General features: G+C 62.3%; 21 protein-coding genes. 8 read left to right on the top strand and 13 right to left on the bottom strand.

The window, feature by feature from the left end; translation table 11 throughout:
- Positions 1 to 6: 6 nt before the first annotated feature.
- From NKH37_RS32795 to NKH37_RS32775, 5 genes are all read right to left on the bottom strand, one after another.
- On the bottom strand, positions 7 to 786 hold the full coding sequence (locus NKH37_RS32795) for an N-acyl amino acid synthase FeeM domain-containing protein (RefSeq protein WP_023718045.1): 780 nt from the start codon (positions 784 to 786) through the stop codon (positions 7 to 9).
- Positions 787 to 934: 148 nt separating this feature from the next.
- The gene (locus tag NKH37_RS32790) at positions 935 to 3,247 is read right to left on the bottom strand and encodes a putative bifunctional diguanylate cyclase/phosphodiesterase (RefSeq protein ID WP_023718046.1); all 2,313 of its coding nucleotides are present in this window, start codon (positions 3,245 to 3,247) and stop codon (positions 935 to 937) included.
- A gap of 152 nt (positions 3,248 to 3,399) precedes the next feature.
- Positions 3,400 to 6,879, bottom strand: a complete 3,480-nt coding sequence (locus NKH37_RS32785) for an indolepyruvate ferredoxin oxidoreductase family protein (protein WP_353007008.1) — start codon at positions 6,877 to 6,879, stop codon at positions 3,400 to 3,402.
- 224 nt (positions 6,880 to 7,103) lie between these two features.
- Positions 7,104 to 7,649 carry a hypothetical protein gene (locus NKH37_RS32780; RefSeq protein ID WP_023718048.1) on the bottom strand — a complete coding sequence of 182 codons (546 nt, stop codon included), beginning with the start codon at positions 7,647 to 7,649 and terminating at the stop codon, positions 7,104 to 7,106.
- On the bottom strand, positions 7,642 to 8,265 hold the full coding sequence (locus NKH37_RS32775; RefSeq protein WP_023718049.1) for a CGNR zinc finger domain-containing protein: 624 nt from the start codon (positions 8,263 to 8,265) through the stop codon (positions 7,642 to 7,644). Before NKH37_RS32775 ends, NKH37_RS32780 begins: the two co-directional genes overlap by 8 nt.
- Before the next feature lie 160 nt (positions 8,266 to 8,425).
- Here NKH37_RS32775 and NKH37_RS32770 point away from each other — a divergent pair, with 160 nt between their 5' ends.
- From NKH37_RS32770 to NKH37_RS32750, 5 genes are all read left to right on the top strand, one after another.
- The gene (locus NKH37_RS32770) at positions 8,426 to 9,331 is read left to right on the top strand and encodes a branched-chain amino acid ABC transporter permease (protein WP_023718050.1); all 906 of its coding nucleotides are present in this window, start codon (positions 8,426 to 8,428) and stop codon (positions 9,329 to 9,331) included.
- A 204-nt stretch (positions 9,332 to 9,535) separates the two neighbouring features.
- Positions 9,536 to 10,120: a TRAP transporter small permease subunit gene (locus NKH37_RS32765; protein ID WP_023718051.1), complete on the top strand. Its 585-nt coding sequence runs from the start codon at positions 9,536 to 9,538 to the stop codon at positions 10,118 to 10,120.
- Positions 10,120 to 11,892 carry a TRAP transporter large permease gene (locus NKH37_RS32760; protein ID WP_031193698.1) on the top strand — a complete coding sequence of 591 codons (1,773 nt, stop codon included), beginning with the start codon at positions 10,120 to 10,122 and terminating at the stop codon, positions 11,890 to 11,892. Before NKH37_RS32765 ends, NKH37_RS32760 begins: the two co-directional genes overlap by 1 nt.
- A gap of 16 nt (positions 11,893 to 11,908) precedes the next feature.
- On the top strand, positions 11,909 to 12,934 hold the full coding sequence (locus NKH37_RS32755) for a zinc-dependent alcohol dehydrogenase family protein (protein WP_023718053.1): 1,026 nt from the start codon (positions 11,909 to 11,911) through the stop codon (positions 12,932 to 12,934).
- 275 nt (positions 12,935 to 13,209) lie between these two features.
- Positions 13,210 to 13,584, top strand: coding sequence for a VOC family protein (locus NKH37_RS32750; RefSeq protein WP_352484380.1), 375 nt, complete (start codon positions 13,210 to 13,212; stop codon positions 13,582 to 13,584).
- Between the two features lie 150 nt (positions 13,585 to 13,734).
- On the opposite strand, the gene NKH37_RS32745 is transcribed toward NKH37_RS32750, so the two are convergent.
- Positions 13,735 to 14,844: a TRAP transporter substrate-binding protein gene (locus NKH37_RS32745; protein WP_023718055.1), complete on the bottom strand. Its 1,110-nt coding sequence runs from the start codon at positions 14,842 to 14,844 to the stop codon at positions 13,735 to 13,737.
- A gap of 285 nt (positions 14,845 to 15,129) precedes the next feature.
- On the opposite strand from NKH37_RS32745, the gene NKH37_RS32740 reads away from it, so the two are divergent.
- Positions 15,130 to 15,903: a gamma-glutamyl-gamma-aminobutyrate hydrolase family protein gene (locus NKH37_RS32740; protein ID WP_353042412.1), complete on the top strand. Its 774-nt coding sequence runs from the start codon at positions 15,130 to 15,132 to the stop codon at positions 15,901 to 15,903.
- A gap of 6 nt (positions 15,904 to 15,909) precedes the next feature.
- Here NKH37_RS32740 and NKH37_RS32735 read toward each other — a convergent pair whose 3' ends face one another.
- From NKH37_RS32735 to NKH37_RS32715, 5 genes are all read right to left on the bottom strand, one after another.
- On the bottom strand, positions 15,910 to 16,305 hold the full coding sequence (locus NKH37_RS32735) for a hypothetical protein (protein WP_352484378.1): 396 nt from the start codon (positions 16,303 to 16,305) through the stop codon (positions 15,910 to 15,912).
- A gap of 154 nt (positions 16,306 to 16,459) precedes the next feature.
- Complete coding sequence (locus NKH37_RS32730; protein ID WP_023718057.1) at positions 16,460 to 17,440, bottom strand: 2-hydroxyacid dehydrogenase; 981 nt, start codon at positions 17,438 to 17,440, stop codon at positions 16,460 to 16,462.
- Entirely contained in the window at positions 17,437 to 18,459 is a 1,023-nt protein-coding gene (locus tag NKH37_RS32725; RefSeq protein ID WP_023676245.1) for a LacI family DNA-binding transcriptional regulator, read from the bottom strand. The genes NKH37_RS32730 and NKH37_RS32725 overlap by 4 nt, the downstream gene beginning before the upstream one ends.
- Before the next feature lie 68 nt (positions 18,460 to 18,527).
- A complete protein-coding gene (locus NKH37_RS32720; RefSeq protein ID WP_352484377.1) occupies positions 18,528 to 19,412 on the bottom strand; it encodes a DMT family transporter in 885 nt (294 codons plus the stop codon).
- 185 nt (positions 19,413 to 19,597) lie between these two features.
- Positions 19,598 to 20,005: a DUF2000 family protein gene (locus NKH37_RS32715; protein WP_023718059.1), complete on the bottom strand. Its 408-nt coding sequence runs from the start codon at positions 20,003 to 20,005 to the stop codon at positions 19,598 to 19,600.
- Between the two features lie 51 nt (positions 20,006 to 20,056).
- On the opposite strand from NKH37_RS32715, the gene NKH37_RS32710 reads away from it, so the two are divergent.
- Positions 20,057 to 20,929 carry an AraC family transcriptional regulator gene (locus NKH37_RS32710; protein WP_352918833.1) on the top strand — a complete coding sequence of 291 codons (873 nt, stop codon included), beginning with the start codon at positions 20,057 to 20,059 and terminating at the stop codon, positions 20,927 to 20,929.
- 1 nt (position 20,930) lies between these two features.
- On the opposite strand, the gene NKH37_RS32705 is transcribed toward NKH37_RS32710, so the two are convergent.
- Positions 20,931 to 21,413, bottom strand: a complete 483-nt coding sequence (locus NKH37_RS32705; RefSeq protein ID WP_023718061.1) for a MarR family winged helix-turn-helix transcriptional regulator — start codon at positions 21,411 to 21,413, stop codon at positions 20,931 to 20,933.
- Between the two features lie 204 nt (positions 21,414 to 21,617).
- On the bottom strand, positions 21,618 to 22,340 hold the full coding sequence (locus NKH37_RS32700; RefSeq protein WP_353007003.1) for an intradiol ring-cleavage dioxygenase: 723 nt from the start codon (positions 22,338 to 22,340) through the stop codon (positions 21,618 to 21,620).
- A 186-nt stretch (positions 22,341 to 22,526) separates the two neighbouring features.
- Here NKH37_RS32700 and NKH37_RS32695 point away from each other — a divergent pair, with 186 nt between their 5' ends.
- Positions 22,527 to 23,588, top strand: a complete 1,062-nt coding sequence (locus NKH37_RS32695) for a CobW family GTP-binding protein (RefSeq protein ID WP_353007001.1) — start codon at positions 22,527 to 22,529, stop codon at positions 23,586 to 23,588.
- Positions 23,589 to 23,708 lie beyond the last annotated feature (120 nt).

The following is a 23,708-nucleotide window of genomic DNA, read 5'->3' as shown; positions in this document are numbered from 1 at the left end:
GCTCGTTCAGGCGGCTTCGCGAAAATACTTGGCGGTAGGCAGGATGGTCAGCGGAGCGAGTTCGCCGGCACCGGGCGCATTGAATAACATACGCTGCTCCATTGGCGTCGAACGGAAGAATGGAAAGCGCGACAGCGACCGTTCGCGAATAGCGCCAACATCAGCACGGTAGAGCACGACCTTGTTATAGACGCCAGGATAGGCACGAGGCTCACTGATCTTCTCGGCGTAGTAGATCCGCTTGTAGAAGCCGGCGTGATCCTCGCGGATGGTCGAAAGGCAATAGGGCGCGTTGAAGTGAAAACATGCCATGCCGGCGAGCCGCAGCGTGAGATAGGGTATTTGCGGATAGACGCGCGACCATTCCGGGTCGGAGGCGAACCGACTGGGGCAGACGAAGCTCATGCCCTCCTCGAGCATCGGCATGACGATGTCACCGAAAGCTTTGGTGGAAGGCGATCTTGGCGTCGACAGCGTTACGTGATGAATACGCAGTGTGCTGACGAGTTCCTGGTCGATGTAGACACCGAACCGGAAGACGTTAGGCACCTCGTCGAGTTCGTCGTGAATGGTGTGGTTCTCGTTATCGGGAACCATATCGTTGGAACGGTACGACTTGTAGCGCAGGCGATAGATGTCCTCGAGATCCTCGCCCTTGTCGCAACGGCGGTATTCCGTCCGCTCCAGCATCGCCGAAACATTCCTGGCGAAACTAGACATAGTTTCGGACGAATTTTCACCGCCCGCGCTCGCCGCATGGCCGAGCGAACTCAACTGGGCACACATGAACTCTATTCCCCGCGATTACCGCCACCAGCCGACACTACGGACGGGTCATGAGATGTAAAGATGAAAATAAGTACGAGCTCGTTTACCGCTCGTTAAGGTTAACAATTAATAAAATTACACTAAAATACGCGGTTTTCAGCGCAAATCAGCGCCGCGGCGCCTTCCTTGCGGTCTGGATGTCTTTGGCGAATGGCCAGACGGTGCTTGACATCGTCTCGATGCCGGACGCGCTGAGTGCCGACCCGAACAGAAAGCCCTGGACCAGGTCCGGCTTGACCTGCAACGCCAGGATCTTGAGCTGTTCGAAGGTCTCGACACCTTCGACGGTAACCGAAAGTCCCAGCGGCCGTGACAGGTTGACGATGCCCTTGAGCAATTCGAGCGACCGGCTGTTCTGGGTAACGTCGATCAGGAACGAGCGATCGATCTTGATCTTGTCGAGCGGCAGTTTGTGGAGATAGCTGAGGCTCGAATAACCGGTACCGAAATCGTCGAGCGCGATGCGAACGCCGAGCCGCTTCAATTCCTCGATATATTGGCGTGTCAGCGACTTGTCATCGAGCAGCGCCGTCTCGGTGACCTCGATCTCGAGGCGGTCGGCCGGCAGACCGGAACCGGCCAGCGCATCGCGAACCTTCTGGATGACATCACGATTGCGGAAATCCTTGGCCGAGAGATTGACCGACACGCTGGTCTGGGCCGGCCATTTGGCGCATTCCGTGCAGGCCGCATGCAGGACGAAAGTGCTGATGTCGGAAATGATGCCCATTTCCTCCGCAAGAGGAATGAAGATACCGGGGGAGATCGGCCCGAGGTCGGGATGATCCCAGCGGCACAGCGCCTCGCAACTGGCGATCCGCATCGTGTTCATCGCGACGATCGGCTGGTAGACGACTCGCAGCTCCTTGTTTTCCACCGCACTGCGCAGATCCGCCTTCATCAGCTGGCGGCTGCGGAAGGCAGCGTCCATGGAGGCCTCGAACAGCCGCCAGCCGTTCTTGCCAAGCTCCTTTGCCTTGTAGAGTGCAAGGTCGGCCTTGACGATCATGGCATCGACGTCGGTATCCCTGACCCGCGAGAGCGCCGCACCTCCGCTGGCCTGGATGCGCAATCCGTGGCCGGCGACATCGACCTCGCCCTGTAGATTGACAAAGATCTCATCAACCTGGCCGGTCAGATGGCTTTCATCTTCGATGCGTTCGAAGAAGATCATGAACTCGTCGCCGCCGAAGCGGCTGACGGTGATACCTGGCCCGGCGATCGCGGCCAGCCGCTCAGCGACGGCGTAGATCAAACCGTCACCGACCGGATGGCCGAGCGTATCATTTACGCTCTTGAAATCGTCGAGGTCGAGCACGACCAGCCCGCAGAGACGGTCCGGATCGCCCGAGGCCATGGCCTCCACGACCAGCTCATGGAAATAGGCGCGATTGGGCAGACCGGTGAGACTGTCGTAGCGCGCCATGAAGCGGATCTTGTCCTCCGCCTCGACGCGGGCGGTCACATCCTCGAAAGTGATGACGCCCAGTTCCTGGCTGCCTTCCCGGGCAGAAAATTCATAGTGCTGGCCGTTGGCGAGCGAGACCAGAACCTTGCGGTCGCGGCCCTCGCGCAGGGCGCGCGTCAGTTGGGCTTCGATGTAGCGGCAATCCTTCGGCGCCAGCATGCCGCCGGCAACGCCGCGCATCAGCAGACCGTGGATCGACCGTCCGAGCAAGGCATCCGGCGATTTGAGCGACATCAGGTGCGCGGCTTCGGCATTGGCCACCGCTACCCGGCCGTCCGGACCGAGCATGACAAGACCATGCGACATGGTGTTGAGGGCGCGGTTGAAACGCTGTGCGATGCGGTTCGCCTTTTTTTCCTCCGAGACGGCGGCAAAAAGCACGTCGCGGACCGTGTCGGCGAATTTGCGAATAGCAAACAGGAATGGGGCGGACAGGAGCCCGAGAAGGATGTGGTAGATATCGCCACGTAAAAGGAACCCCAACGAGATCGGCCACGTCAAGGCAAGCGTCAGGATGGTGACCATGCGCGGGGAGCCATAGTTGCGCCCGGCAATGGAGGTGGCCGTGGCCAGCGTCAGGCAGACGGAGGCGATCTCAGCGAAATTGTCGCGCGCAAAATAGATGCCAAGCAGGCAGAAGGCGCCAAGCGTGAGCCCGTGCAAGGAGCCATAGAGGATGTAGTCGTTCTCGCGCTTGTGCGCCTCTTCCCAGGTCGCCGGCGGGGGCAAGCTGTTGTATTTGCGGAAGTTTCTCATACGGAAGATGCCGACGAGAACCATCGCGATCGCGACAAGCAGATAAAGCGGGTCGCCGCTTTTCCACCAGACAAGGCCGATCAGGAAGGTCTGCGCGACAATGCCGATCGAAAGCGTAACGCCGTCGCGAAACAGAGTTTCCACGAACGGAATGTAAACGTCGACCGGAATCTCGTTTTGTCTTTTCAGATTCACGCCTGGATCCCAACCCTTGGGAACCCAGCAGTGTCACATTGGCCTTAAGAAAGGTTTAGAGAGGCGGTTAGAGACCTGCCGGGATCCCCCGCTGACGCTGCGGAAACAGGGAAACTACCGTTCAGGTAAACAAGGCGTATCACGGTGCGGAATCATTCGGCGGCTTGAAGCTGCGGCCGCAGTGGCGCCGTCGAAAGGCGGTCGAGCAGACGCTGGCGTTCGCCGGCGGCTTTTTCGGCACTGGCCCGCTTGACGTGGCCATAGCCGCGGATGAGCGCCGGCACCGAGACAAGCGCGGCAGCGGCCTCGATCTTGCCCGGTGCCAGCGCGCCGGCGACAAGCTCCAGGTCGGCTTCATAGATGGCAAGAAGCTGCCGCTCCATACGCCTCTCGGCGCTGTAGCCGAACAGGTCGAAAGCGGTGCCGCGCAGGCCCTTCATCGCCGCCAGCAGGCGGAACCCGTTCATCATCCACGGACCAAAGCTCGATTTCTTCGGCTTGCCGTCACTGCCGCGCCTGCCCATGATCGGCGGTGCGAGATGGAATTCGAGCCTGTCGTAACTCTGGAACTGCTTTGCGAGATCTGCGGCAAAGGAGCCGTCGGTATAGAGCCGCGCCACCTCGTATTCGTCCTTGATAGCCATCAGCTTGAACAGGTTCTTTGCGGCAGCTTCGGTCACCACGGTCGAACCGGGCACGACCTTGGTTTCGGCCTTACGCAGCGCTGCCAGTCTGTCGGCATAGCGCTTGCCATAGGCGGCGTTCTGATAGGCGGTCAGGAAGGCGACGCGGCGGGCAATGATGTCGGCCAGCGTCTCGGCAATCGCGGCAGGCTGCGTGGCCTTGCCCGGCTGGGTGAGAAGGCCGCGCACGAAATCCGGCTGGTGGGCGGCGCGGCGACCCCAGCGAAATGCCGCGATATTCATCGCCACCGCCTCGCCGTTGAGCTCGATTGCCTTCTCGACCGCCTCGTCCGACAGCGGCAAGCCGCCATGCTGGAAGGCAAAGCCGAGCATAAACATGTTGGCGCCGAGCGAACTGCCGAACAGCGCGGTGGCGGTGCGGGTGGCGTCGAAGAAATGCGCCTTGTCGTCGCCCGCGGCAGTTCTTATCGCTTTCTTCAGCCGCTCGATAGGCAGCGAGAAATCGGCCGAACGGGCGAACTCGCCCGGCATGATCTCGGCGGTGTTGGCGAGGAAGATGGTATAGCCTTCGCGCACCGCGGCCAGCACCTTCTTTGCACCCGAAACGACGAGATCGCAGCCAAGCACGAGATCGGCCTTGCCGGCCGATACGCGAATGGCGTGGATGTCGTCCGGCGTGCGGGCAATACGGACATGGGTGAACACGGAGCCGCCCTTTTGTGCGAGGCCGGCCATGTCGATCATGCCGCAGCCCTTGCCTTCGAGGTGGGCTGCCATGCCGAGCACTGCGCCAATGGTGACGACGCCGGTGCCGCCGACACCGTCTATGATTGCCGCCCAGCCTTGTTCACCGAGCGTAAATTGCGCCGGCGCCGGCACCCCCGCGAGCGGGTCGGCCGCGCCGGCTATGCCTTCGGCTTTCCTGATTTTGGGGCCGTGGATGGTGACGAAGGACGGGCAGAAACCATTGACGCAAGAGAAGTCCTTGTTGCAGCTCGACTGGTCGATCTTGCGCTTGCGGCCGAATTCGGTCTCGACCGGCTGGATCGAGACGCAATTCGACTGCACGCCGCAATCGCCGCAACCTTCGCAGACCAGCTCGTTGATGAAGATGCGCTTGTCGGGATCGGGGAAGGTGCCGCGTTTGCGGCGGCGGCGCTTCTCGGCGGCGCAGGTCTGGTCGTAGAGCAGCACCGAGACGCCCTTGACCGAACGCAACTCGCGCTGGACGAGATCGAGGTCGTCGCGGTGGTGGATGGTGGCGCCGGCGGGAAATTCCACCTTGCCGGTATATTTGTCCGGCTCGTCGGTGACGATGGCGATGCGCTCGACGCCCTCGGCGCGCACCTGCCTGGCGATCATGTCCACCGTCAGGCCGCCCTCGTGCGGCTGCCCGCCGGTCATCGCGACGGCGTCATTGTAGAGGATTTTGTAGGTGATGTTGGCGTCGGTCGACAGCGCGAAGCGGATCGCCAGCACACCCGAGTGGTTGTAGGTCCCATCGCCCAGATTCTGGAAGATGTGCTCGCGCTTCGAGAACGGCGCCTGGCCGACCCACTGCGCGCCCTCGCCGCCCATGGCAGTGAAGCCGACGGTGTTGCGGTCCATCCACAGCGCCATGAAATGACACCCGATTCCGGCGGCGGCGAGCGAGCCGTCCGGCACCTTGGTCGAGGAATTGTGTGGGCAGCCGGAGCAGAAGAAGGGCGTGCGCGAGGCGATGTCTGACGTGTCGGCCAGCATCGCCTGGAACTGGCGCAATTTCGCCACCCGCGCGGCAATTTCTTCCGACGGGCCGATCGTTAGCAAGATCCGCTCGCCGAGTGCGATGGCAATGTCGTTGGGGTCGAGCGCGCCCTTGGCCGGGAACAGCCAGTCGCCGCGTTCGTTTTTCTTGCCGACGATGACCGGCTGCGTGGCGGTGCCGTAAAGGTTCTCGCGCAGTTGCACCTCGATCAGCGAGCGTTTCTCCTCGACGACAACGATGGTGTCTAGGCCGCGAGCAAAGTCGGCGATGTGCTGCAGGTCGAGCGGCCACGGGCAGCCGACCTTGAACAGCCTGATACCGATACGATTGGCGGCCACTTCGTCGATGCCTATGTCTTCGAGCGCCTGCCGAACGTCGAGATAACTCTTGCCGATGGTGACGATGCCAAGCTTCGGGCTGCTGCCGCCTGAATAGACGATCCGGTTCAGCCCGTTGGCGTGGATGAAGGCCGAAGCAGCGGCGCGCTTGTATTCATGCAACCGCTCCTCCTGGCCGAGCATGTCGATCTCGTTACGGATGTTGAGGCCGCCGGGCGGCATGTCGAAGTCCGGGATGACGATATCTAGCCGGTCGAGCGCGGCATCGACCGAGGCCGTCGATTCGATGTTGTCCTTGACGCATTTGATCGCCGCCCAGGTGCCGGCAAAACGCGACATGGCAAAGCCGTGGAGGCCGTAGTCGATGATCTCCTGGACACCGGCCGGATTGAGGATCGGCACCATGGTGTCGACAAACAGGAACTCGGTGGCATGCGCGTTGGTCGAGGATTCGGCCATGTGGTCGTCACCCATCAGGGCCAGCACGCCGCCATGTTTCGACGAGCCGGCGAGATTGGCGTGACGGAACACGTCGCCGGAGCGGTCGACGCCCGGACCCTTGCCGTACCAGACCGAAAAAACGCCGTCACGAGTGCCCTCGCCCAGCAATTCGGCCTGCTGCGAGCCCCAGCAGGCGGTGGCGGCGAGCTCCTCGTTGAGACCGGGCTGGAAGACGATGTCCGACTGCGCGAGCTGGTCCCGGGCCTTCCACAGCTGCATGTCGAGGCCGCCGAGCGGCGAGCCGCGATAGCCGGAGACGAAACCGGCGGTGTTCAGGCCAGCCCGGCGGTCGCGCTCGCGTTGCATCAGAAGCATGCGGATGACTGCTTGGGCACCCGACAGGAAGATGCGCTCCTTTGCCAGGTCGAACTTGTCGTCGAGCGCGACATTGTGCAGCGTCATCAGGCATTTCCTGTGCGGAAGCCGCACCTGGAGGGTGCGCGGCCAACGTCGGAGTCAAGTACCTATAGTCTTTCTTCCCTTGCCGGGGAGGTCAAACAAAATCGAAGCCGCCAGGCGGTCCGCAACAAATCATCAACGCCGCGCCCGCCGGCGTAAGAAACCGCGCGTCGGCTGTTTTCGACAGCAATAAAATTCCGCGCCATCCGATGCCGTCGAAAAATGCGTCAGAGACCTTTCGAACAGTCGGGCTTAGGTTCGTTCGGCAACTTGCCGTCCGGGTGGCCGGCAAGGTCCGGATTGGGCGTATAAAGCTGATCGATGACCAGCGGCCGGTCGGGCAGGACGGACTGGTCCTCCGTCGACATCAGAGTGGTGTCGATCTTCTGGAGGATCGTGCCGTCAGCGTCCTTGATGCTGATCGCGATCGCGTAAGGCTTGTCCTTGACGACGCATTGAAGCGCCGGACTCTCCAGCGTCACCTTGTCGAGCTTCGGCCAGATTTTCTGCTCGACTGCCAGCGGCTCGCCGCCGGCCGGGTTTTGGAAGCTGGCGACCGCGACCTGCCCCTCCCCCATCGGCCGCAACGGCCGCAGCGTAACGAGGTAGGTCGCCCTGGCGAGGCGATAGTTGAACACGAATATCTTGCCTGAAATCTCGAACAATTTGCCATCGCCGTTGTCGTCCGTGCCCGTCTCGCGACAGGCGCCGAGCGCTGCAGCCACAATCAGCGCAACCCCGACAACGATCGAGCGCGAAAACAGCCTAGCCATTCTGGACCTCGCCATTGTGGACCTCGTTCGCCGCCGTCCGGCGGCGATAGTGACGGTTTGCCTTCTGGCGGTTGCCGCATACCGCCATGTCGCACCAAAGGCGGCTGGAATTGCGGCTTCGGTCGACAAACAGCCAGCTGCAGTTGGGACAAATCCTCAGCCTGGCGATGGTGTCGCCGCGCAGCAGCGACAGCGCCGAGACCGCCAATGCCGCCTCAAAGGCGATCGGCGTCGCCGGGTCGCCGAACGGTTTTCCAAGCGTCCCGATTTCGGTGCGGCCATGGGCGAGGCCGTCGGCGCAGGCTTCCAGGAATTCAGGCATGTCGGCGGTGGCGATCGCACCTTTCGACACCGCGCGGCGAAACAGCCGATCGGTGGTTTCGCGGATCGACAGTACCACCGGCGCGATCTTGTCCGGCGACGGGGCCTCCAGCCGCCTGCCGCCGAGCTCGGCGGCGCGAAAGCCGCTGGCGGCTTCGGCAAAGCGGGCAATCTCGGCGGGATCGTCGAAACGGTCGAAGGTCTTCTCCGGATGGTGCCGCAGCACAACGGTGTTCGCCGTGTCGAGCGCAAGCATGCCGCCGGTGAAGCGGTGCGGAGTCCAGGATACCGTCATGCGATGAAATCTAACCGATAAATCGCATTTGACAAGTTAGATTCCGAGTGCAACGCTCTTCACGGCTGCGAGCGCCGCGGCTTGTAGCACTTTGATTTTGTGCATGATCCCAGCGAAAGTCGATTTCCGATTATTCGGAGCCATGCACCGAGGATTTTGCATGCTCTATTTCTTCCAGCAGGTTCTGAACGGGCTGCATTCGGGCGCGCTCTACGCACTGCTTGCCTTCGGCTATGTGCTGACTAACGGCATCCTGCACCGCACCAATCTTGCCTATGGCGCGCTGTTCGCCTTTTGCGGGCAAACGATGATCCTCACCGCGGCATTCGGCTATCAGGCACTGTGGCTGACGCTGCTTGCATCGGTCGCGCTCGGCATAGTTGCGGCGTTTCTCTACGCGGCGCTGATCAGCCACGTTCTGTCACGAAGCATCTTCGAACCCTTGGCCGACCGCTCGCCCAATGCGATCGTGGTGACAACGCTCGGTATATTGCTGGTCTTGTCGGAAGCCAGCCGCATCGCCGCCAACACCCACGATCTGTGGTTGCCACCGATGCTGGCCCAGACCATCGTCTTCGCGCAGAGTGCCAGCTTCAAGGCGACGTTGACGCTGATCCAGTTGCTCGATTGCGCTGCCGTGCTGGCGGCCATTGCGCTGGCTGCGTGGGGCTTCACACATTCGAGCTTCGGCCGCAGTTGGCGCGCCGTTTCCGACGATCCCAAGGCTGCTGCGATGTGCGGTGTCGATGTCCGCGCGGTGTTTCGGCGTGCGGTGCTTTTCGGCGGCCTTTGCGCTGCGCTGGCCGGCGTGCTCGCCGGCTTCTACTACGGCAACATCAGCTTCGGCACCGGCCTGGTCTACGGGTTGAAGATCCTGTTCGTGACGGCAGTAGGCGGCTATCTTTCGCCGCTGCGGGCGGCACTGGGCGCCGCCGCTTTCGGCATGGCCGAATCGCTATGGGCCGGCTATTTCCCGCTCGAATGGCGCGATGCCTGGATGTACCTGTTCCTCGTCGCCATGCTTGTGCTGATCGGCGCCGGCCGCGACCAACAGAAGATCGCCTGAGCCGCACCCGACTTTGGTTGGTGAAAGAGCCGCATGTCCTTGGACATGCAAAGGACGCGGCAGCTTTTTTGCCGGTCGTCACCTCACAACTGTGTTTATGCGGGCAGGCCCGTGTTGACCCGCCGAACCACGCACTGCATACCGTTGGTCCACAGCGGCGCAACGGACAGGGAACCGCCGCGCTCTGACACAAGGGAGGAATGCATGGCAGGGCTTCTCGCTCTTTCCAGAACCATTGACCGTTTGAACGAATTCATCGGCAAATGGGTATCGTGGCTGATCCTGCTCGCAATTCTGGTAAGCGCCGCTAACGCCGTCATCCGCAAGCTGTTCGACATGTCCTCGAACGCCTGGCTGGAATTGCAGTGGTATCTGTTCGGCGCCGCCTTCATGCTGGCCGCCGCCTACACGCTGAAGCAGAACGACCATATCCGCATCGACATCGTCTACGGCATGTTCTCGCGCCGCGTGCAGCACTGGATCGACCTTTTCGGTCACGTCTTCTTCCTGATGCCGTTCGTGACATTGATGGTGGTCTATTTCGTTCCCTATGTGTCGCTGTCGTATCGCAGCGGCGAGATGTCGAACAATTCCGGCGGGCTGATCATCTGGCCGGCGAAGGCGATCCTGCTGGTCGGCTTTTTCCTGCTTGCGCTGCAGGGCATTTCCGAAATCATCAAGAAAATCGCCATCATGCGCGGTCATATGGACGATCCCACTCCATTCATATCGGTGCATGAACAGGCCGAGCTAGAAGCCAAGGCGCTCGTCGAAGAGGTGCGCTCGTGATCGAGTTCATCGCCCAGAACATGGCGCCGATCATGTTCGCCTCGCTGATCTTCTTCCTGCTGATCGGCTACCCCGTCGCCTTCTCGCTTGCCGCCAACGGCCTGATGTTCTTCTTCATCGGCGTGCTGCTGTCGCCCTATTCGGGCGGCTCGATCAACCTCGCCTGGCCGTTGCTGCACGCGTTGCCGGACAATTTCTACGGCAGCCGGGTGATGTCGAACGACACGCTGCTGGCGATCCCGTTCTTCACCTTCATGGGCATCGTGCTCGAACGATCCGGCATGGCCGAAGACCTGCTCGACACGATCGGCCAGTTGTTCGGACCGGTTCGTGGTGGCCTGGCCTATGCCGTGATTTTCGTCGGCGCGCTGCTGGCCGCGACGACCGGCGTGGTGGCGGCTTCCGTCATTGCCATGGGGCTGATTTCGCTGCCGATCATGCTGCGCTACGGCTACGACCGGCGGCTGGCATCCGGCGTCATCGCAGCATCGGGCACGCTCGCCCAGATCATCCCGCCGTCACTGGTGCTGATCGTGCTGGCCGACCAGCTCGGCCGCTCGGTCGGCGATATGTACAAGGGGGCGCTGATCCCCGGGCTCATTTTGACCGGCATCTACATGCTCTACATCCTGCTCATGTCGATCGTCCGGCCGAAGTCGATGCCGGCACTGCCGCTGGAGGCCCGCACGCTCGGTCACGGTGTGCTGTCGCTGCTGGCGGCGCTGCTGGCGGCGGTGGTGGTTTCCTATGCCGCGTATCGCTACCTCGCGCCAAACCATGGCGGCAATGCCGATATCCTCGGCGCCACCATCGGCGTGATCTTCATCTATGTCGTGGCGATCATCGACCAGCGCCTGAAGATCAACCTGATGTCGAGGTTGGCACAGCAGGTGATCATCGTGCTGATCCCGCCGCTGGCGCTGATCTTCCTGGTGCTGGGTACCATTTTCCTCGGCATCGCCACGCCGACGGAGGGCGGCGCCATGGGCGCCGTCGGCGCGCTGGCGATGGCGGCGATGAAGGGGCGGCTGTCGCTCGACGTGGTCAAGCAGGCGCTGGCCTCAACGACGCGGCTGTCGTCCTTCGTGCTGTTCATCCTGATCGGCGCGCGGGTGTTCTCGCTGACCTTCTACGGCGTCAATGGCCACATCTGGGTCGAGCACCTGTTGACGTCGCTGCCGGGCGGTGAAGTCGGTTTCCTGATTGGCGTCAACATCCTCGTCTTCGTGCTCGCCTTCTTCCTCGATTTCTTCGAGCTCGCCTTCATCATCGTGCCGCTTTTGGCGCCGGCGGCCGACAAGCTCGGCATCGACCTGATCTGGTTCGGCGTGCTGCTCGGGGTTAACATGCAGACCAGCTTCATGCATCCACCGTTCGGCTTCGCGCTGTTTTATCTGCGCTCGGTCGCCGCACGCGTGCCCTATCTCGACCGGCTCACCGGCAAACAGATCGCGCCCGTCACCACCGGGCAGATCTATTGGGGCGCAGTGCCGTTCGTCTGTATCCAGGTGATCATGATCGGCCTGACCATCGCCTTCCCGCAGATGGTGATGCACTACAAAGGCGCCGTCGTCGATCCAGCGACGATCGACATCAAGGTGCCGGAGATGCCCAGCCTGTCGCCGCTCGGCACGCCGCCGGCCGGTGGCAGCACGGCACCCGCTGCGCCCGGCGCGCAGGACCTGTCGCAGCCGCCAAGCTTCGACGAAAAGCCGCCCGCGAAACCGGCGGCACCGGCAACCGATCTGTCGCAACCACCGAGTTTCAATTGACGAAGGCCCGGCAGCCATGAAGGCGGTGCGACTGGAGCGAGTGGGCGGCCTCGCCGTGTGCGAGGTCGAGAAACCGACTGCCGGACCGGACGAGCTGCTGGTGCGGATCGAGGCGTGCGGCGTCTGCGGCACCGACCGGCATCTTTTCCATGGCGAATTCCCGTGCACGCCGCCGGTGACTCTCGGCCATGAATTCTCCGGCATCGTCGAGGCGATCGGACCTGCCGTATCCGGCTTTGCCGTCGGCGACCGCGTCACCGGCGATCCCAACATCGCCTGCGGCCGGTGCGCGCATTGCCAGGCCGGCCGGGTCAACCTCTGCGGCAATCTGCGTGCCATCGGCATCCATCGCGATGGCGGCTTTGCCGAATATCTTGCCCTGCCGCAGAAACAGGCTTTCGTCCTGCCAGGCGATCTGACGCCGACGCATGGTGCGTTCTGCGAGCCGCTCGGCTGCTGCCTGCATGGCGTGGACCTTGCCGCGATCAGACCAGGTTCGTCGGTTGCCGTGCTCGGCGGCGGCGTGATCGGCCTGCTCACCGTTCAACTGGCAAAGCTCGCCGGTGCGACGACCATCATCCTGTCGACGCGCCAGGCCTCGCGGCGCGCCCTTGCCGAGGAACTTGGCGCAACGGCGACGGTCGATCCCAGCGCTTCCGACATCACCGACGCGATCGTCGGCCGGTCGGGTTTGATGCCGGGCGGCGTCGACGTGGTGTTCGAATGCGCCGGCGTGAAAGACACCGTCGAGCAGGCGATGCGGCTGGCCAAGGCGGGCGGCACAATTGTCGTCGTCGGCGTCATGCCGCAAGGCATGAAAGCGGCGTTCGAACCGTTCGACCTGCTGTTCCGCGAGTTGAAGGTCCTGGGCTCCTTCCTCAATCCCTTTACCCATCGCCGGGCCGCCGATCTCATCGCCTCGGGTGCGATCGAGGTAGACCGGCTGATATCGCGACAAGTCGACCTCGACGAGGCGGTGGCGATCATTGCCAACCCGTCGGCACCAGGTGAGGTCAAGGTCCTGGTAGTGCCTCAGGGCTGATCGATCGGGCCAGTTGCCACCGGCGGGGCGACCGGTTACAGAAACTACGCCGAAAAAGACATTGCCGGTTCGGTAGTCCGGCTCTTCCCGTCCTGAGCACGATGCTCGGGGAAGCCTGTTCGCCACATTACTTGTGGGAGAACCCGCGGCCGGCAAGCGAGGCGAAACTCGCGAGCCGGTCGGGTCACGTCCGGATTTTCGGATGTAGCGGTCCCGCCGGTTTGCGCTCTTCGGTCGAAGCCTGTCCGCATTCAACCCGTGGCAGGAGACGCATCATGAAACTGAACCACATAAATCTCGTCACCACCGAAGTTGCCGGCCTTGCCCGCTTCTTCACCAGCCATTTCGGCTTTGAATTTGTCGCCGTGCGCGGCAAGGACGCCTTCGCGGTTCTGCGTGGCATCGATGGCTTCATCCTCAATCTGATGAAGCCGGGGAAAGGCGAGCCCGCCAGCTATCCGGACGGCTTTCACGTTGGCTTCTTCGTCGGCAAGCCGGAGTTTGTGCATGCAAAGCGAGCCGGGCTTGCCGATGCCGGCCTGCAACCGGGCGAGGTCCAGCAGCTAATGCGCGGCCGCATCCAGTCGACGACGTTCTATTGCCATGCGCCGGGTGGAGTACTGGTCGAAGTCAGTGCGTCCGAAGGCTGACAGGGAAGGACCGCGGGGCGTGGCTCGCGGTCCTTTGACGAGATCCATCAAACGCCTGGAGCGGAATGCATTCAAACCAAACGGGACATCCGCTTTGTTTTAGCCCTTTTCTGCGACGCCGAGTGGAGCCACTCGGCGTCGCAGAATATTCTAGAGCTTGCCGTTGCGCTGCTGGACCATCATGAAGGTGTCGTAATTGTACTCGGCCACCTGCGCCCAGAGATAATGCTCCTTGCGGAACGCCTTGATCGAGTCCCAGATCTTCTTGAACGGCGCGTTCGAGGCTTCCATCTCGGCATAGACTTCGTTGGCCTTTTCGAAACAGGCGGCCATGATCTCCTGGCTGAACGGGCTCAACTTGGCGCCGCCGGCAACCAGCCGCTTCACCGCCGCCGGGTTGAGGTAGTCGTATTTCTGCAGCATGTTGGCGTCGGCCGCTTGGGCGGCAGTGTGCACCAGCGACTTGTAAGCCGGCGAAAGTTCGTCGTATTTCGCCTTGTTGAACATCAGATGGACGGTCGGTCCACCTTCCCACCAGCCGGGATAGTAGTAATAGGGCGCAACCTTGTAGAAGCCGAGCTTCTCGTCGTCGTAGGGGCCAACCCATTCGGCGGCGTCGATCGTGCCTTTTTCCAGCGCCGGATAAATGTCGCCACCGGCGATCTGCTGCGGAACTACGCCGAGCCTTTGCACCACTTTGCCGGCAAAACCACCGATACGCATCTTGAGGCCGGAAAGGTCGGCGACCGTTTTGATCTCCTTGCGGAACCAGCCGCCCATCTGCACGCCGGTATTGCCGCCCGGCAGCCCGAACAGACCCTGCGTCGCCAGGAACTCGTTGAACAGATCGATGCCGCCGCCATGATAGTGCCAGGCGTTTATGCCGCGCGCGTTGAGCGAAAACGGAACCGCCGCCCCCAGCGCCCAAGTCGGGTCCTTGCCCCAGTAATAGTATGCCACCGTATGGCAGGCCTCGACGGTGCCGGCAGTGGTGGCGTCGGCGGCCTGCAGGCCGGGAACGAGTTCGCCGGCGGCGAAGACCTGGACCTGGAAGTTGCCGTCGGTCGCCTCCGACAGCATCTTGGAAAACACTTCGGCGCCACCATAGATCGTATCGAGCGACTTCGGGAAGGACGACGCCAGCCGCCAGGTCACTTTCGGGTTGGACTGGGCGATGGCCGGCGCAGCAAGTGTCGCGGCAGCGGCCGCGGCGCCGAAACCGGTGGTGCCGGCCTTGCGGATGAACGAACGACGATCCATGAAGTTCCTCCCTTTTGGATCAACTGACCGACATTCGGGACGCTTCGGGGCCCGGATCGGCTTCGAGCCCGACAATACACAGGCAAGGAGTCGAGTCCAGCGTGGCAGCCCGGTTTGAGTGGCGCATTTCGGGGAAATTCACGGCGTTGGGGCAGATCTTGCAACTATAGTCTAAGGTCGATTAACTGGCCTACGCGACACGCCGAAACTTGCCATGGAAATGCGCCTTCGGATCGCCTATTTTGCAGGCAGATAATTCGTTGCACCCGATGGGATCCGGACCAAATGCACGAGCCGCTCGTCGCCATATCGACCGACGTCCGCCAGTTCGACAATTACATCTGGCATGCCGCGCCACAGCAATATCTTGAAGCGGCGCTTTCGGGTGCAGGCGTGTTCCCGCTGCTGGTACCGTCCTTCGGCGACCGGCTCGACTTCGATGAACTGCTTTCCGCCGTCGACGGCGTCATGGTCACCGGTTCGAAGTCCAACGTTCATCCCTCGCTCTATGGCGGTGACGCCAGCGAAGCCAATGGTCCTTACGACTCCGCCCGCGACGCGACGACGTTGCCACTGATCCGCCGGGCGGTGGAGCGCGGGGTACCGCTGCTCGCCATCTGCCGCGGAATCCAGGAGATGAATGTGGCACTGGGCGGCACGCTGGCGACCGAAATCCAGGAACGCGTCGGTTCGCTCGACCATCGTGCGCCGGCAAGCGACAATCAGGACGAACGCTTCGCCATCCGCCAGAGCGTGTCGATAAAACCCGGCAGCTGCCTGGCCGGGGTCTTCGGCGCCGGCGACATCCTGGTCAATTCGGTGCATCGCCAGGCCATCGATCGGCTTGGCCCGAAGCTGCAGGTCGAAGCGGTCGCCGCCGACGGCACTGTCGAGGCGGTTTCGGTCAAGGACGCCCGCGCCTTCGCTGTTGGCGTGCAGTGGCATCCAGAGTACTGGGTCGAATCTGACAACATCTCGGCAAAGATTTTCCGCGCCTTCGGCGACGCTGTACGTCTGCATCAGGCGGCGAAATCGGGCGCGCGCGCAGCGGCAGAATAGCGCTCGTCAGTTGCCGGCCGACGCCAGCGATAGCAGCGGCAGCGCCGGCGCGTAGGATTCGTAACCGTCGCCATCGGCGACTGAGAACATGACGATTGGATCGGTGCCGTTGGCGCTGAATGTGACCGTGCCGTCATTCTGCTCTCGCCAGAACTTCGCCTGCTCGACACCGGGCAACACCCGGCGGCAATTCGCGGCGACCGTCAACAGCGACAAGCCTTGCGAAATCTCGGCGCCACGGCTGACCGCACAAGACGCCTCGTCACCATGGGCTACCAGCCGGTAGTTGCCGGATGAAGGTGGTGACTCACTGGCTGCACGGCTTTCACCGCTACCGGCATAAAACAGCTGGACGCTGCCGAACAGCACAGCAACCGCCATCAATGCAGGAAGCGTTTTCATCCTGTTTCTCCGCGCATTTCAAGCGCGCCGCGTTCGAAGAGATCAGGAGGCGCGCTTCATCTTGCTGTCATGTGCTGTCAGGCGGACAGACACTAGGAAGGGACCAGAATGATTCCGAAGGGTTAAGCTGAAGTTAATAGATATGGCAGCCCGCTTACGGCCTTGCCTTGACATTTGCCGTCTCCGGCACCGGCGTCAGTGCCTTGCGCTGCGAAAACCACGAGACCAGATTGTCGACGCATAGGTCCGCCATGGCGCGGCGGGTGTGCTGCGAGGCGGAGCCGACATGTGGCAAAAGCGAGGTGTTGGGCGCGGCAAGCAACGCCGCTGGCACATTCGGCTCGTCGGCAAAGACGTCTAGCCCGGCAGCGGCGATGCTGCCGCTGGCAAGTGCGGCGGCAAGGGCTGGCTCGTCGACCGTGCTGCCCCGGCCGATATTGACGAAGACGCCGTTCGGCCCAAGAGCCGAGAGGATTTCGGCATTGACTGCCCTTTCCGTCGCGGCCCCGCCGGGCGCCACCGAGATCAGTGTGTCGACCGCCTCGGCGAGACCTTTCAGCGTCGGGTGATAGTCATAGGACAGGCCTTCGACGCGGCGCCGGTTGTGGTAGGCGATGGGCAGCCCGAAAGCGTCGAGCCGGCGGGCAATGGCGAGGCCGATGCGGCCCATGCCAAAGATACCGACATGGCGCCCGCGCAGGGTCAGCCGGCTCAGCGGATAGTTGCCTTTGCGCAGCCAACTTCCGTCGCGCAGCCAGGCCTCGGCGCGCGGCAGTTCGCGGATGGTGTTGATCAGCAAGCCGAGCGCCGTATCGGCGACCTCTTCGGTCAGCACATCCGGGGTGTTGGTGACCATGATGCCGCGCTGTACGGCGTGGCGGACATCGACAGAATCATAGCCGACGCCGAAATTGGCGATGATCTCGAGCTTTGGCAGCGCGTCCATCAACGCGGCGCTTATGCCGCCGAAGGCGGCTATGCCGCGCACCGTACGGCGCATGTCGTCGGTGACCAGCGACGGATCGGCGCCTTCGATCCGGACGCGGCTGAACGCCCCGTCGATGCGGCCGACCGCATGGTCGTTGAACTGGCCCGGCACCAGAATGGCGACAGCTTGCTGTTCGGTTTTTGTCATGCACGTTCCACCGGTTTGCCGGTCGACTGGCGCACATGCAGTTCCGGCTTGATCAGTTCCTGCGACGGCCGCACCGTCTGTCCGTTGAGTTTGTCGAGCAGCGCGCTGGCGGCGCGGCGGCCAACCTCGCGCTGGCCGTTCCAGACCGTGGTCAGTGCCGGCGTCGCGATCGCCGCTTCCTCGAGGTCGTCATAGCCGGTAACGGAGATGTCGATGCCCGGCACCAGCCCCGCGCGCGCAATGCCGTTCATCAGGCCGATGGCGACGAGGTCGTTCCAGCAGCAGGCCGCGGTAGGCCTGTCTTTCAGCGCCAAGAACTGCCCGGCAGCCTCGAAGCCGGCCTGCTTGGTGCGCGGGCCGGCGATACGCCATGACGGCCTGACCTCGAGCCCTGCCGCCTCCATGGCGTTGACATATCCCTGATAACGGTCGCGGCCGGTCGACGTCTGGTCGGTACCGCCGATCATGGCGATGCGCTTGTGGCCAAGCGAGATCAGATGATTGGTAGCAAGCCCGGTGCCATAGGCATCGTCGCCGCGAAACACCGGCACGTCGGCACCTTCGACGGTGCGTGCAATCAGCACTGCCGGGAGACCGTTCTCCTCGGCCATGATTATGTCTTCGGGCGGCGTGCCGATGGCTGGCGACATGATGACGCCGTCAGCGCCGAGCTGCAGAAGCGTGTCGATGAAGGTGCGCTGTTTCTCGAGTTGGTCGTAGTGGTTCGACAGGATGAAGGTCTGCCGGCTGCGGTCGAGTTCGCTCTCGATCGAACGCAGTATCTCGGCAAAGAACGGGTTCATGATGTCGTGGACGACGACGCCGACAATGCCCGAGCGTGAGGTGCGAAGGCTGGCGGCGCGGCGGTTGTAGATATAGCCGATGGCGCGTGCATGTTCCTTGATACGGTCGCGGGTGCCGCCGGCGACCAGCGGGCTGTCGCGCAAGGCCAGCGAGACCGTGGCCGTGGACACGCCGAGCGCATCCGCGATGGTCGAAAGCTTGATCTTCTGTGCCAGCGCCCTGCGCTCCCGAAGCAATTTAAACTGTTTAAAGGCCGGCTCTTATGCCATCGATCCCGAGCAAATCAAAGTTTTTTTGCCAGCGCTTCCGCCTCCGCGTCCAGCGTCGCGCGGTTGTGCAAGCGAAGCCGGTGCTCGCGGTGGACGATGTAGAGGCCGCTGGCGACGATGACGGTGGCACCGACCAGCGTCCAGCGGTCGGGAAACTGGTTGAAGACGATCAGGCCGGAGATGATCATCCAGATCATCTGCGAATAGGGATAGGGAGCCAGGGCCGTGGTGGTGGCAAGGCGATAGGCCTGCACAAGAAGCCAATGGCCGATGGCGCCGAAGACGCCAAGCATCAGCAATATGAACCAGTGCCAGCCATCCTGCGGCAGCGAAAGCGAAAACGGCAGTGTCGGCAGCAGCAGCACGGCCGGCGCCAGCGCCGAAAACAGGATGAGACTTTCCGAGGTTTCCGTCGCCGACATACGGCGCGTCATGATGACGTAGAAACTATTCGATAGCATCGAGCCGAGCGCAAAGAGATGGCCGACGCCAAAAACCCCGATGCCCGGCCGGGTGATGATGAGGACGCCGACAAAGCCGCTCATGATCGCCAGCCAGCGCCGCCAGCCGGCCCATTCGCCGAGCAACGGACCGGCAAGCGCGGTGATCACCATCGGGCCGAAGAAGTAGATCGAGGTGGTTTCCGCCAGCTGCAGCGTCCGCAGCGCCAGAATGTTGAACATAGTCGATCCGAACAGGAGCAGACCGCGCGTGAGATGCGCCGGCAGGTTGGCGGGACGAAAACGCAACGGCTCACGCCATCCGCGCAGAAAGACGCCGACAAGCAGGACATGGACCGCGAAGCGGGTCCAGGCGACGATCAGCGCCGAGACGCCAGCCAGCACAAGGTACTTGCTGCTGGTGTCGAGGAAGGTGAAAAACACATAGACGGAAAGCATGCACAGGATCGCCGCCGGCGACGTCGCGCTTTCGTCTTGTCTTGGGGGAGCATTCAATTTCAGGCCGGACGGGAAGCAAGGCAGTCCCTCACCAATGCGGGAATTGTCGCCAGCGGGCAAGCCAAAAGAGGCTGGCACACCGACAGGCGACGACAGGCTCAGTTTTGTTCCTGGTGGCCGGAGAGTCAGGTGTGCATGCGGGCACCCTTGGTGATCTTGTCGACGAGCTTCTTTTCGGCGCGAAGCGCGATGCCGACCACCTTGGCATCCTCCGGCGCAAATTCGGCAAAGACGGCACGGTTGGCCAGATCGTACCCAGTCGAAAACATTTCCTCGACATAGAGCGAAACCGTCACACCACGCTCCAGCGCCCGCCGCTGGATCGTTCCGAGCGCCTGGCCGTCTGCCGAAAGCACGATGACCGGCTGGATCGATAGCGGGTTGTAGATATTGCCGGCGCGGTCACGGTAGGGCTCGCCGATGAGGTCGGGAAACTGCGCGACGATGCCGCTGGTCAGAAAGGCGGTGACGTTGAGCTTCTGCCAGACGGGAAGATCGTCCCTGAGCACGATTGCAAATTTCGTATCGAACATGCGACAGTTTCCAATCCGAAAGGGGGCCAATCCGAGGCTGCGAGTGAAGCGATGCCGCACGGTCTAGACGGGGAAGCCTTTCAGGGTCTTGGACGTTTGTGCGTGGATGCAGCCGAGAACTGCATCGTATCGGCACCCGGTACTGCCGGCATGGAACGCATCGAGGCCCGGTTCCACGGCAACGCCTTCGATCTCCATCGCCACGACACCTATGCAATCGGGGTGACGCTTTATGGCATACAGAGCTTCCGCTATCGCGGCGCGACGCATCAGAGCCTGCCTGGCCAGATCATTATCCTTCATCCCGACGAAATGCACGATGGCGGCGCCGGCACCGAAGACGGCTTGCGATACAGAATGCTGTATTTGGAGCCATCCCTGATGCTCGATTGCCTCGGCGGCGGGTCACTGCCGTTTGTCGGGGATGCCGTGATGACAGACCGCGATTTCCGCGCGACGCTGCTTTCGGCGCTCGGGCCGCTGGATCAGGAATTGGACGAGCTGTTTGTCGTCGATTTCATGACGCAGCTGATGCAAAGCCTGGCCCGGCACGCCGGTCAGCCGGCGAAACCGATAGCGAAAACTGCGTGGCGTGCCGCCAGTCTGGCGCGCGACTATCTGGAGGAAAATGTCGCGCGGATTGTACGTTCGGATGAATTGGAGGCGATCACCGGGTTGGACCGTTATGCCCTGTCACGGCATTTCCGCGCCACCTTCTCGACCAGCCCGCACCGGTTCTTGTTGATGCGCCGGCTTCAGCGAGCCCGTCGGATGATCGAAGCCGACGAGCCGCTGGCGCAAATCGCCATCGCAGCCGGCTTCAGTGACCAAAGCCATTTCAATCGGCATTTCAAGAAGGCGTTCGGCGTCACACCCGGACGCTGGTCGGCACTGACGCGGCGGCCGTCAGCGGCGAACGCGTGACCTATTCAAGGATCTTGTCCTCGATATCCAGTTCGTCATCGGGGAGCACCATTTCGCCGTTCGAAAGATTCGCTTCGACACGTGCAAGCAGCTTGAACAGCGATTTCTGATCCTTCTTGTCGAGGCCCTTCAATGCCTGCTTTTCGGTCTTCTTCACCGATTTCTCGATGGCGTGGATGATTTCGCGGCCGGTGTCGGTGAGGAAAATATGAGCCTGGCGGGCATCGGCGGAGGAGGCGCGCTTTTCCAGAAAACCCTGTGCCTGCAGCCGGTTGATGGTCTTGGTGATGGTCGGCGGACGCACGCCGAGGCGGCCGGCAAGATTGCCGGGCGTCTGCCCGTCCTCGCGATCGAGCGCCAGCATGATCTGGTCCTGGCCGGCATAGAAGCCATGCGCCAGAAGCCGGGCGGCGAGCGCCGTGCGCGCCAGCCGCGCCGCCGAATGCAGCCGGCTCATTGTTGCAGTCTTGTCCGCCTTGGCCATGCTCATTCCCTCCTCGGCCGAACCGGTGCGGACAGCATAGAAGCAGGCCGCCGATTGGCAATGACGATCGAAAACATTCCGGCTCGGAAAATAGCTTTGCCGGCAAGCATCGCGGTGTTCGCCGTGGCTAATGCCAGATGTTTATTTCAGTTAGATGACAAACGACTTTCCGCGACGGCTGGATGGCGACGTGACGAGGTGTTCTCAACCAACCCTCACCGCGACCACCATCAAGGCCTGATAGGCGTCCGCCATTTCCCGCAGCGCTGCCTGCGACGGCGGCCCGGCCTGCCGCGCAATGGCGTCCCGCGTGTTCGATGTATCGCGTTTGCCGGGGCGATCGTCATAGGGCGCGACGGTGGCGAATATCTGCTCGCTCAAGCTGTCGGGGAAGAACATCTGGCCGGTCATCGCGGAGCGTTCGTCGGGGAAGATCTTGAAATGGATGTGGGTGGTGCGGCCGCGATACCAGCCGGGATAGATGGTGGCGAAAGAAGCGATGCCGCTTTCATCGGTTCTCTGCCAGCCGCGCAGAAAGCTCTGGCCGGACGTGTCGATATCCTGCCCGTCGCCCTGTCCGGGATAGCCGGAATAGGCGCCCTGGGCGTCGCAATGCCAGATATCGACGCGTGCGCCGGGAAGCGGCCGGCAGGCGGCGTCGACGATTTGCAGCCGCACATTGAGGGCGACGCCCTTCTTGCCCTCGGTGATATCGGCGCGTTCGAGCTTCGGGTCGAAATAGAACGGTCCTTCGGTGACCGCGGGCGTGATGGCGCAGACGCCGGCACCGGCTTCGAACAAGGCAAGCCCGGCATAGGGCGAGACCTGCCCGGCCCTTGCGCCGGCGGGCAGGAATATGCCGCCGGTGGTGACCGCTATAAGACCGAGAGCCTGCCGCCGGCTTAGTGGCAAGGACTTGTCGGACATCTGGCGCCTCCTCAGTGCGAACAACCCCTCGCCCTATCTAGGCCCCACCGCCAGCCCGCGCCAATGAACGTACGGCAATGTGGGGAAAGTTCGGCAATACCGGCCTCTTTGGCCCATCGGTTTGCCTCGTGCAAAAGCCGAGCACACATCCTATATGGAGCCGACAATCCCTATTCGAGGCACAATATGAGCGACGCACAGACGCAGATCCCCGTTACCGTCCTTACCGGCTATCTCGGCGCCGGCAAGACGACACTGCTCAACCGCATCCTTTCGGAAAACCATGGCAAGCGCTACGCCGTCATCGTCAATGAGTTCGGCGAGATCGGCATCGACAACGAGTTGATCGTGGAATCCGACGAGGAAATCTACGAGATGAACAATGGCTGCATCTGCTGCACCGTGCGCGGCGACCTGATCCGCGTCGTCGAAGGTCTGATGCGCAGGCCCGGCCGCTTCGACGCCATCGTCGTCGAGACCACAGGCCTCGCCGATCCCGTGCCGGTAGCGCAAACCTTCTTCATGGACGACGACGTGCGTTCCAAGACCAGGCTCGATGCGGTGGTGGCGCTGGTCGACGCCAAGCACCTGCCGCTGCGCCTCAAGGATTCCCGCGAGGCCGAGGACCAGATCGCCTTTGCCGATGTCGTCGTGCTCAACAAGACCGACCTGGTCACCCCCGAAGAGCTGAGCAAGGTGGAGGCGACGATCCGCGCCATCAACCCGGCGGCACGCATCCATCGCACCACACGCGCCGGCGTGGCGCTGTCCGAGGTGCTCGATCGCGGTGCGTTCGACCTGTCCCGGGCGCTGGAGAACGATCCGCACTTCCTCGAGGCGCATGACGATCACGACCATCATGATCATGATCACCATGATCACGAGGGCCATGATCATCACGATCATGACGGGCATGACCATCATTACGCGCACCCTTCCGACATCCATGATGTGACGGTGCAGTCGGTGTCGCTGCGCGGCGGCGAGATGGACCCGAAAAAGTTCTTCCCGTGGATCGAGAAGGTCACCCAAATGGAAGGCCCGAACATCCTGCGGCTGAAAGGTATCATCGCGCTGAAAGGCGATGACGAGCGCTATGTCATCCAGGGCGTGCACATGATCATCGAAGGCGACCACCAACGCGCCTGGAGGGACGGCGAGAAGCACGAGAGCCGGCTGGTGTTCATCGGCCGCGAACTCGACGCCGAGCGGCTGAAGACAAGCTTCCAGGCCTGCCACGCCGCTTGATTTAGCTGCCCTTTCCCCCTTCTCCCCTTGTGGACCTGTTGCGCAGTCATGAGCAAAAGCTTGCGGCGGCGGGGTTGCGGCGGTTGTTCGCTTGTTTGCGGGGGATTTGACGTCTTGTTT

Origin of the sequence: Mesorhizobium sp. M1217 (genome assembly GCF_040318275.1) — a bacterium.
Lineage (GTDB): Bacteria > Pseudomonadota > Alphaproteobacteria > Rhizobiales > Rhizobiaceae > Mesorhizobium.
This window is presented reverse-complemented; position numbering and strand designations above follow the sequence as displayed.

What these genes read in the sequence shown, in the direction of transcription:
- NKH37_RS32795 (WP_023718045.1), bottom strand. Translation starts at nt 786, where the DNA reads ATGTGTGCCCAGTTGAGTTCGCTCGGCCATGCGGCGAGCGCGGGCGGT.
- NKH37_RS32785 (WP_353007008.1), bottom strand. Translation starts at nt 6,879, where the DNA reads ATGACGCTGCACAATGTCGCGCTCGACGACAAGTTCGACCTGGCAAAG.
- NKH37_RS32780 (WP_023718048.1), bottom strand. Translation starts at nt 7,649, where the DNA reads ATGGCTAGGCTGTTTTCGCGCTCGATCGTTGTCGGGGTTGCGCTGATT.
- NKH37_RS32775 (WP_023718049.1), bottom strand. Translation starts at nt 8,265, where the DNA reads ATGACGGTATCCTGGACTCCGCACCGCTTCACCGGCGGCATGCTTGCG.
- NKH37_RS32770 (WP_023718050.1), top strand. Translation starts at nt 8,426, where the DNA reads ATGCTCTATTTCTTCCAGCAGGTTCTGAACGGGCTGCATTCGGGCGCG.
- NKH37_RS32765 (WP_023718051.1), top strand. Translation starts at nt 9,536, where the DNA reads ATGGCAGGGCTTCTCGCTCTTTCCAGAACCATTGACCGTTTGAACGAA.
- NKH37_RS32755 (WP_023718053.1), top strand. Translation starts at nt 11,909, where the DNA reads ATGAAGGCGGTGCGACTGGAGCGAGTGGGCGGCCTCGCCGTGTGCGAG.
- NKH37_RS32750 (WP_352484380.1), top strand. Translation starts at nt 13,210, where the DNA reads ATGAAACTGAACCACATAAATCTCGTCACCACCGAAGTTGCCGGCCTT.
- NKH37_RS32745 (WP_023718055.1), bottom strand. Translation starts at nt 14,844, where the DNA reads ATGGATCGTCGTTCGTTCATCCGCAAGGCCGGCACCACCGGTTTCGGC.
- NKH37_RS32740 (WP_353042412.1), top strand. Translation starts at nt 15,130, where the DNA reads ATGCACGAGCCGCTCGTCGCCATATCGACCGACGTCCGCCAGTTCGAC.
- NKH37_RS32735 (WP_352484378.1), bottom strand. Translation starts at nt 16,305, where the DNA reads ATGAAAACGCTTCCTGCATTGATGGCGGTTGCTGTGCTGTTCGGCAGC.
- NKH37_RS32730 (WP_023718057.1), bottom strand. Translation starts at nt 17,440, where the DNA reads ATGACAAAAACCGAACAGCAAGCTGTCGCCATTCTGGTGCCGGGCCAG.
- NKH37_RS32720 (WP_352484377.1), bottom strand. Translation starts at nt 19,412, where the DNA reads ATGCTTTCCGTCTATGTGTTTTTCACCTTCCTCGACACCAGCAGCAAG.
- NKH37_RS32715 (WP_023718059.1), bottom strand. Translation starts at nt 20,005, where the DNA reads ATGTTCGATACGAAATTTGCAATCGTGCTCAGGGACGATCTTCCCGTC.
- NKH37_RS32710 (WP_352918833.1), top strand. Translation starts at nt 20,057, where the DNA reads ATGCCGCACGGTCTAGACGGGGAAGCCTTTCAGGGTCTTGGACGTTTG.
- NKH37_RS32705 (WP_023718061.1), bottom strand. Translation starts at nt 21,413, where the DNA reads ATGGCCAAGGCGGACAAGACTGCAACAATGAGCCGGCTGCATTCGGCG.
- NKH37_RS32700 (WP_353007003.1), bottom strand. Translation starts at nt 22,340, where the DNA reads ATGTCCGACAAGTCCTTGCCACTAAGCCGGCGGCAGGCTCTCGGTCTT.
- NKH37_RS32695 (WP_353007001.1), top strand. Translation starts at nt 22,527, where the DNA reads ATGAGCGACGCACAGACGCAGATCCCCGTTACCGTCCTTACCGGCTAT.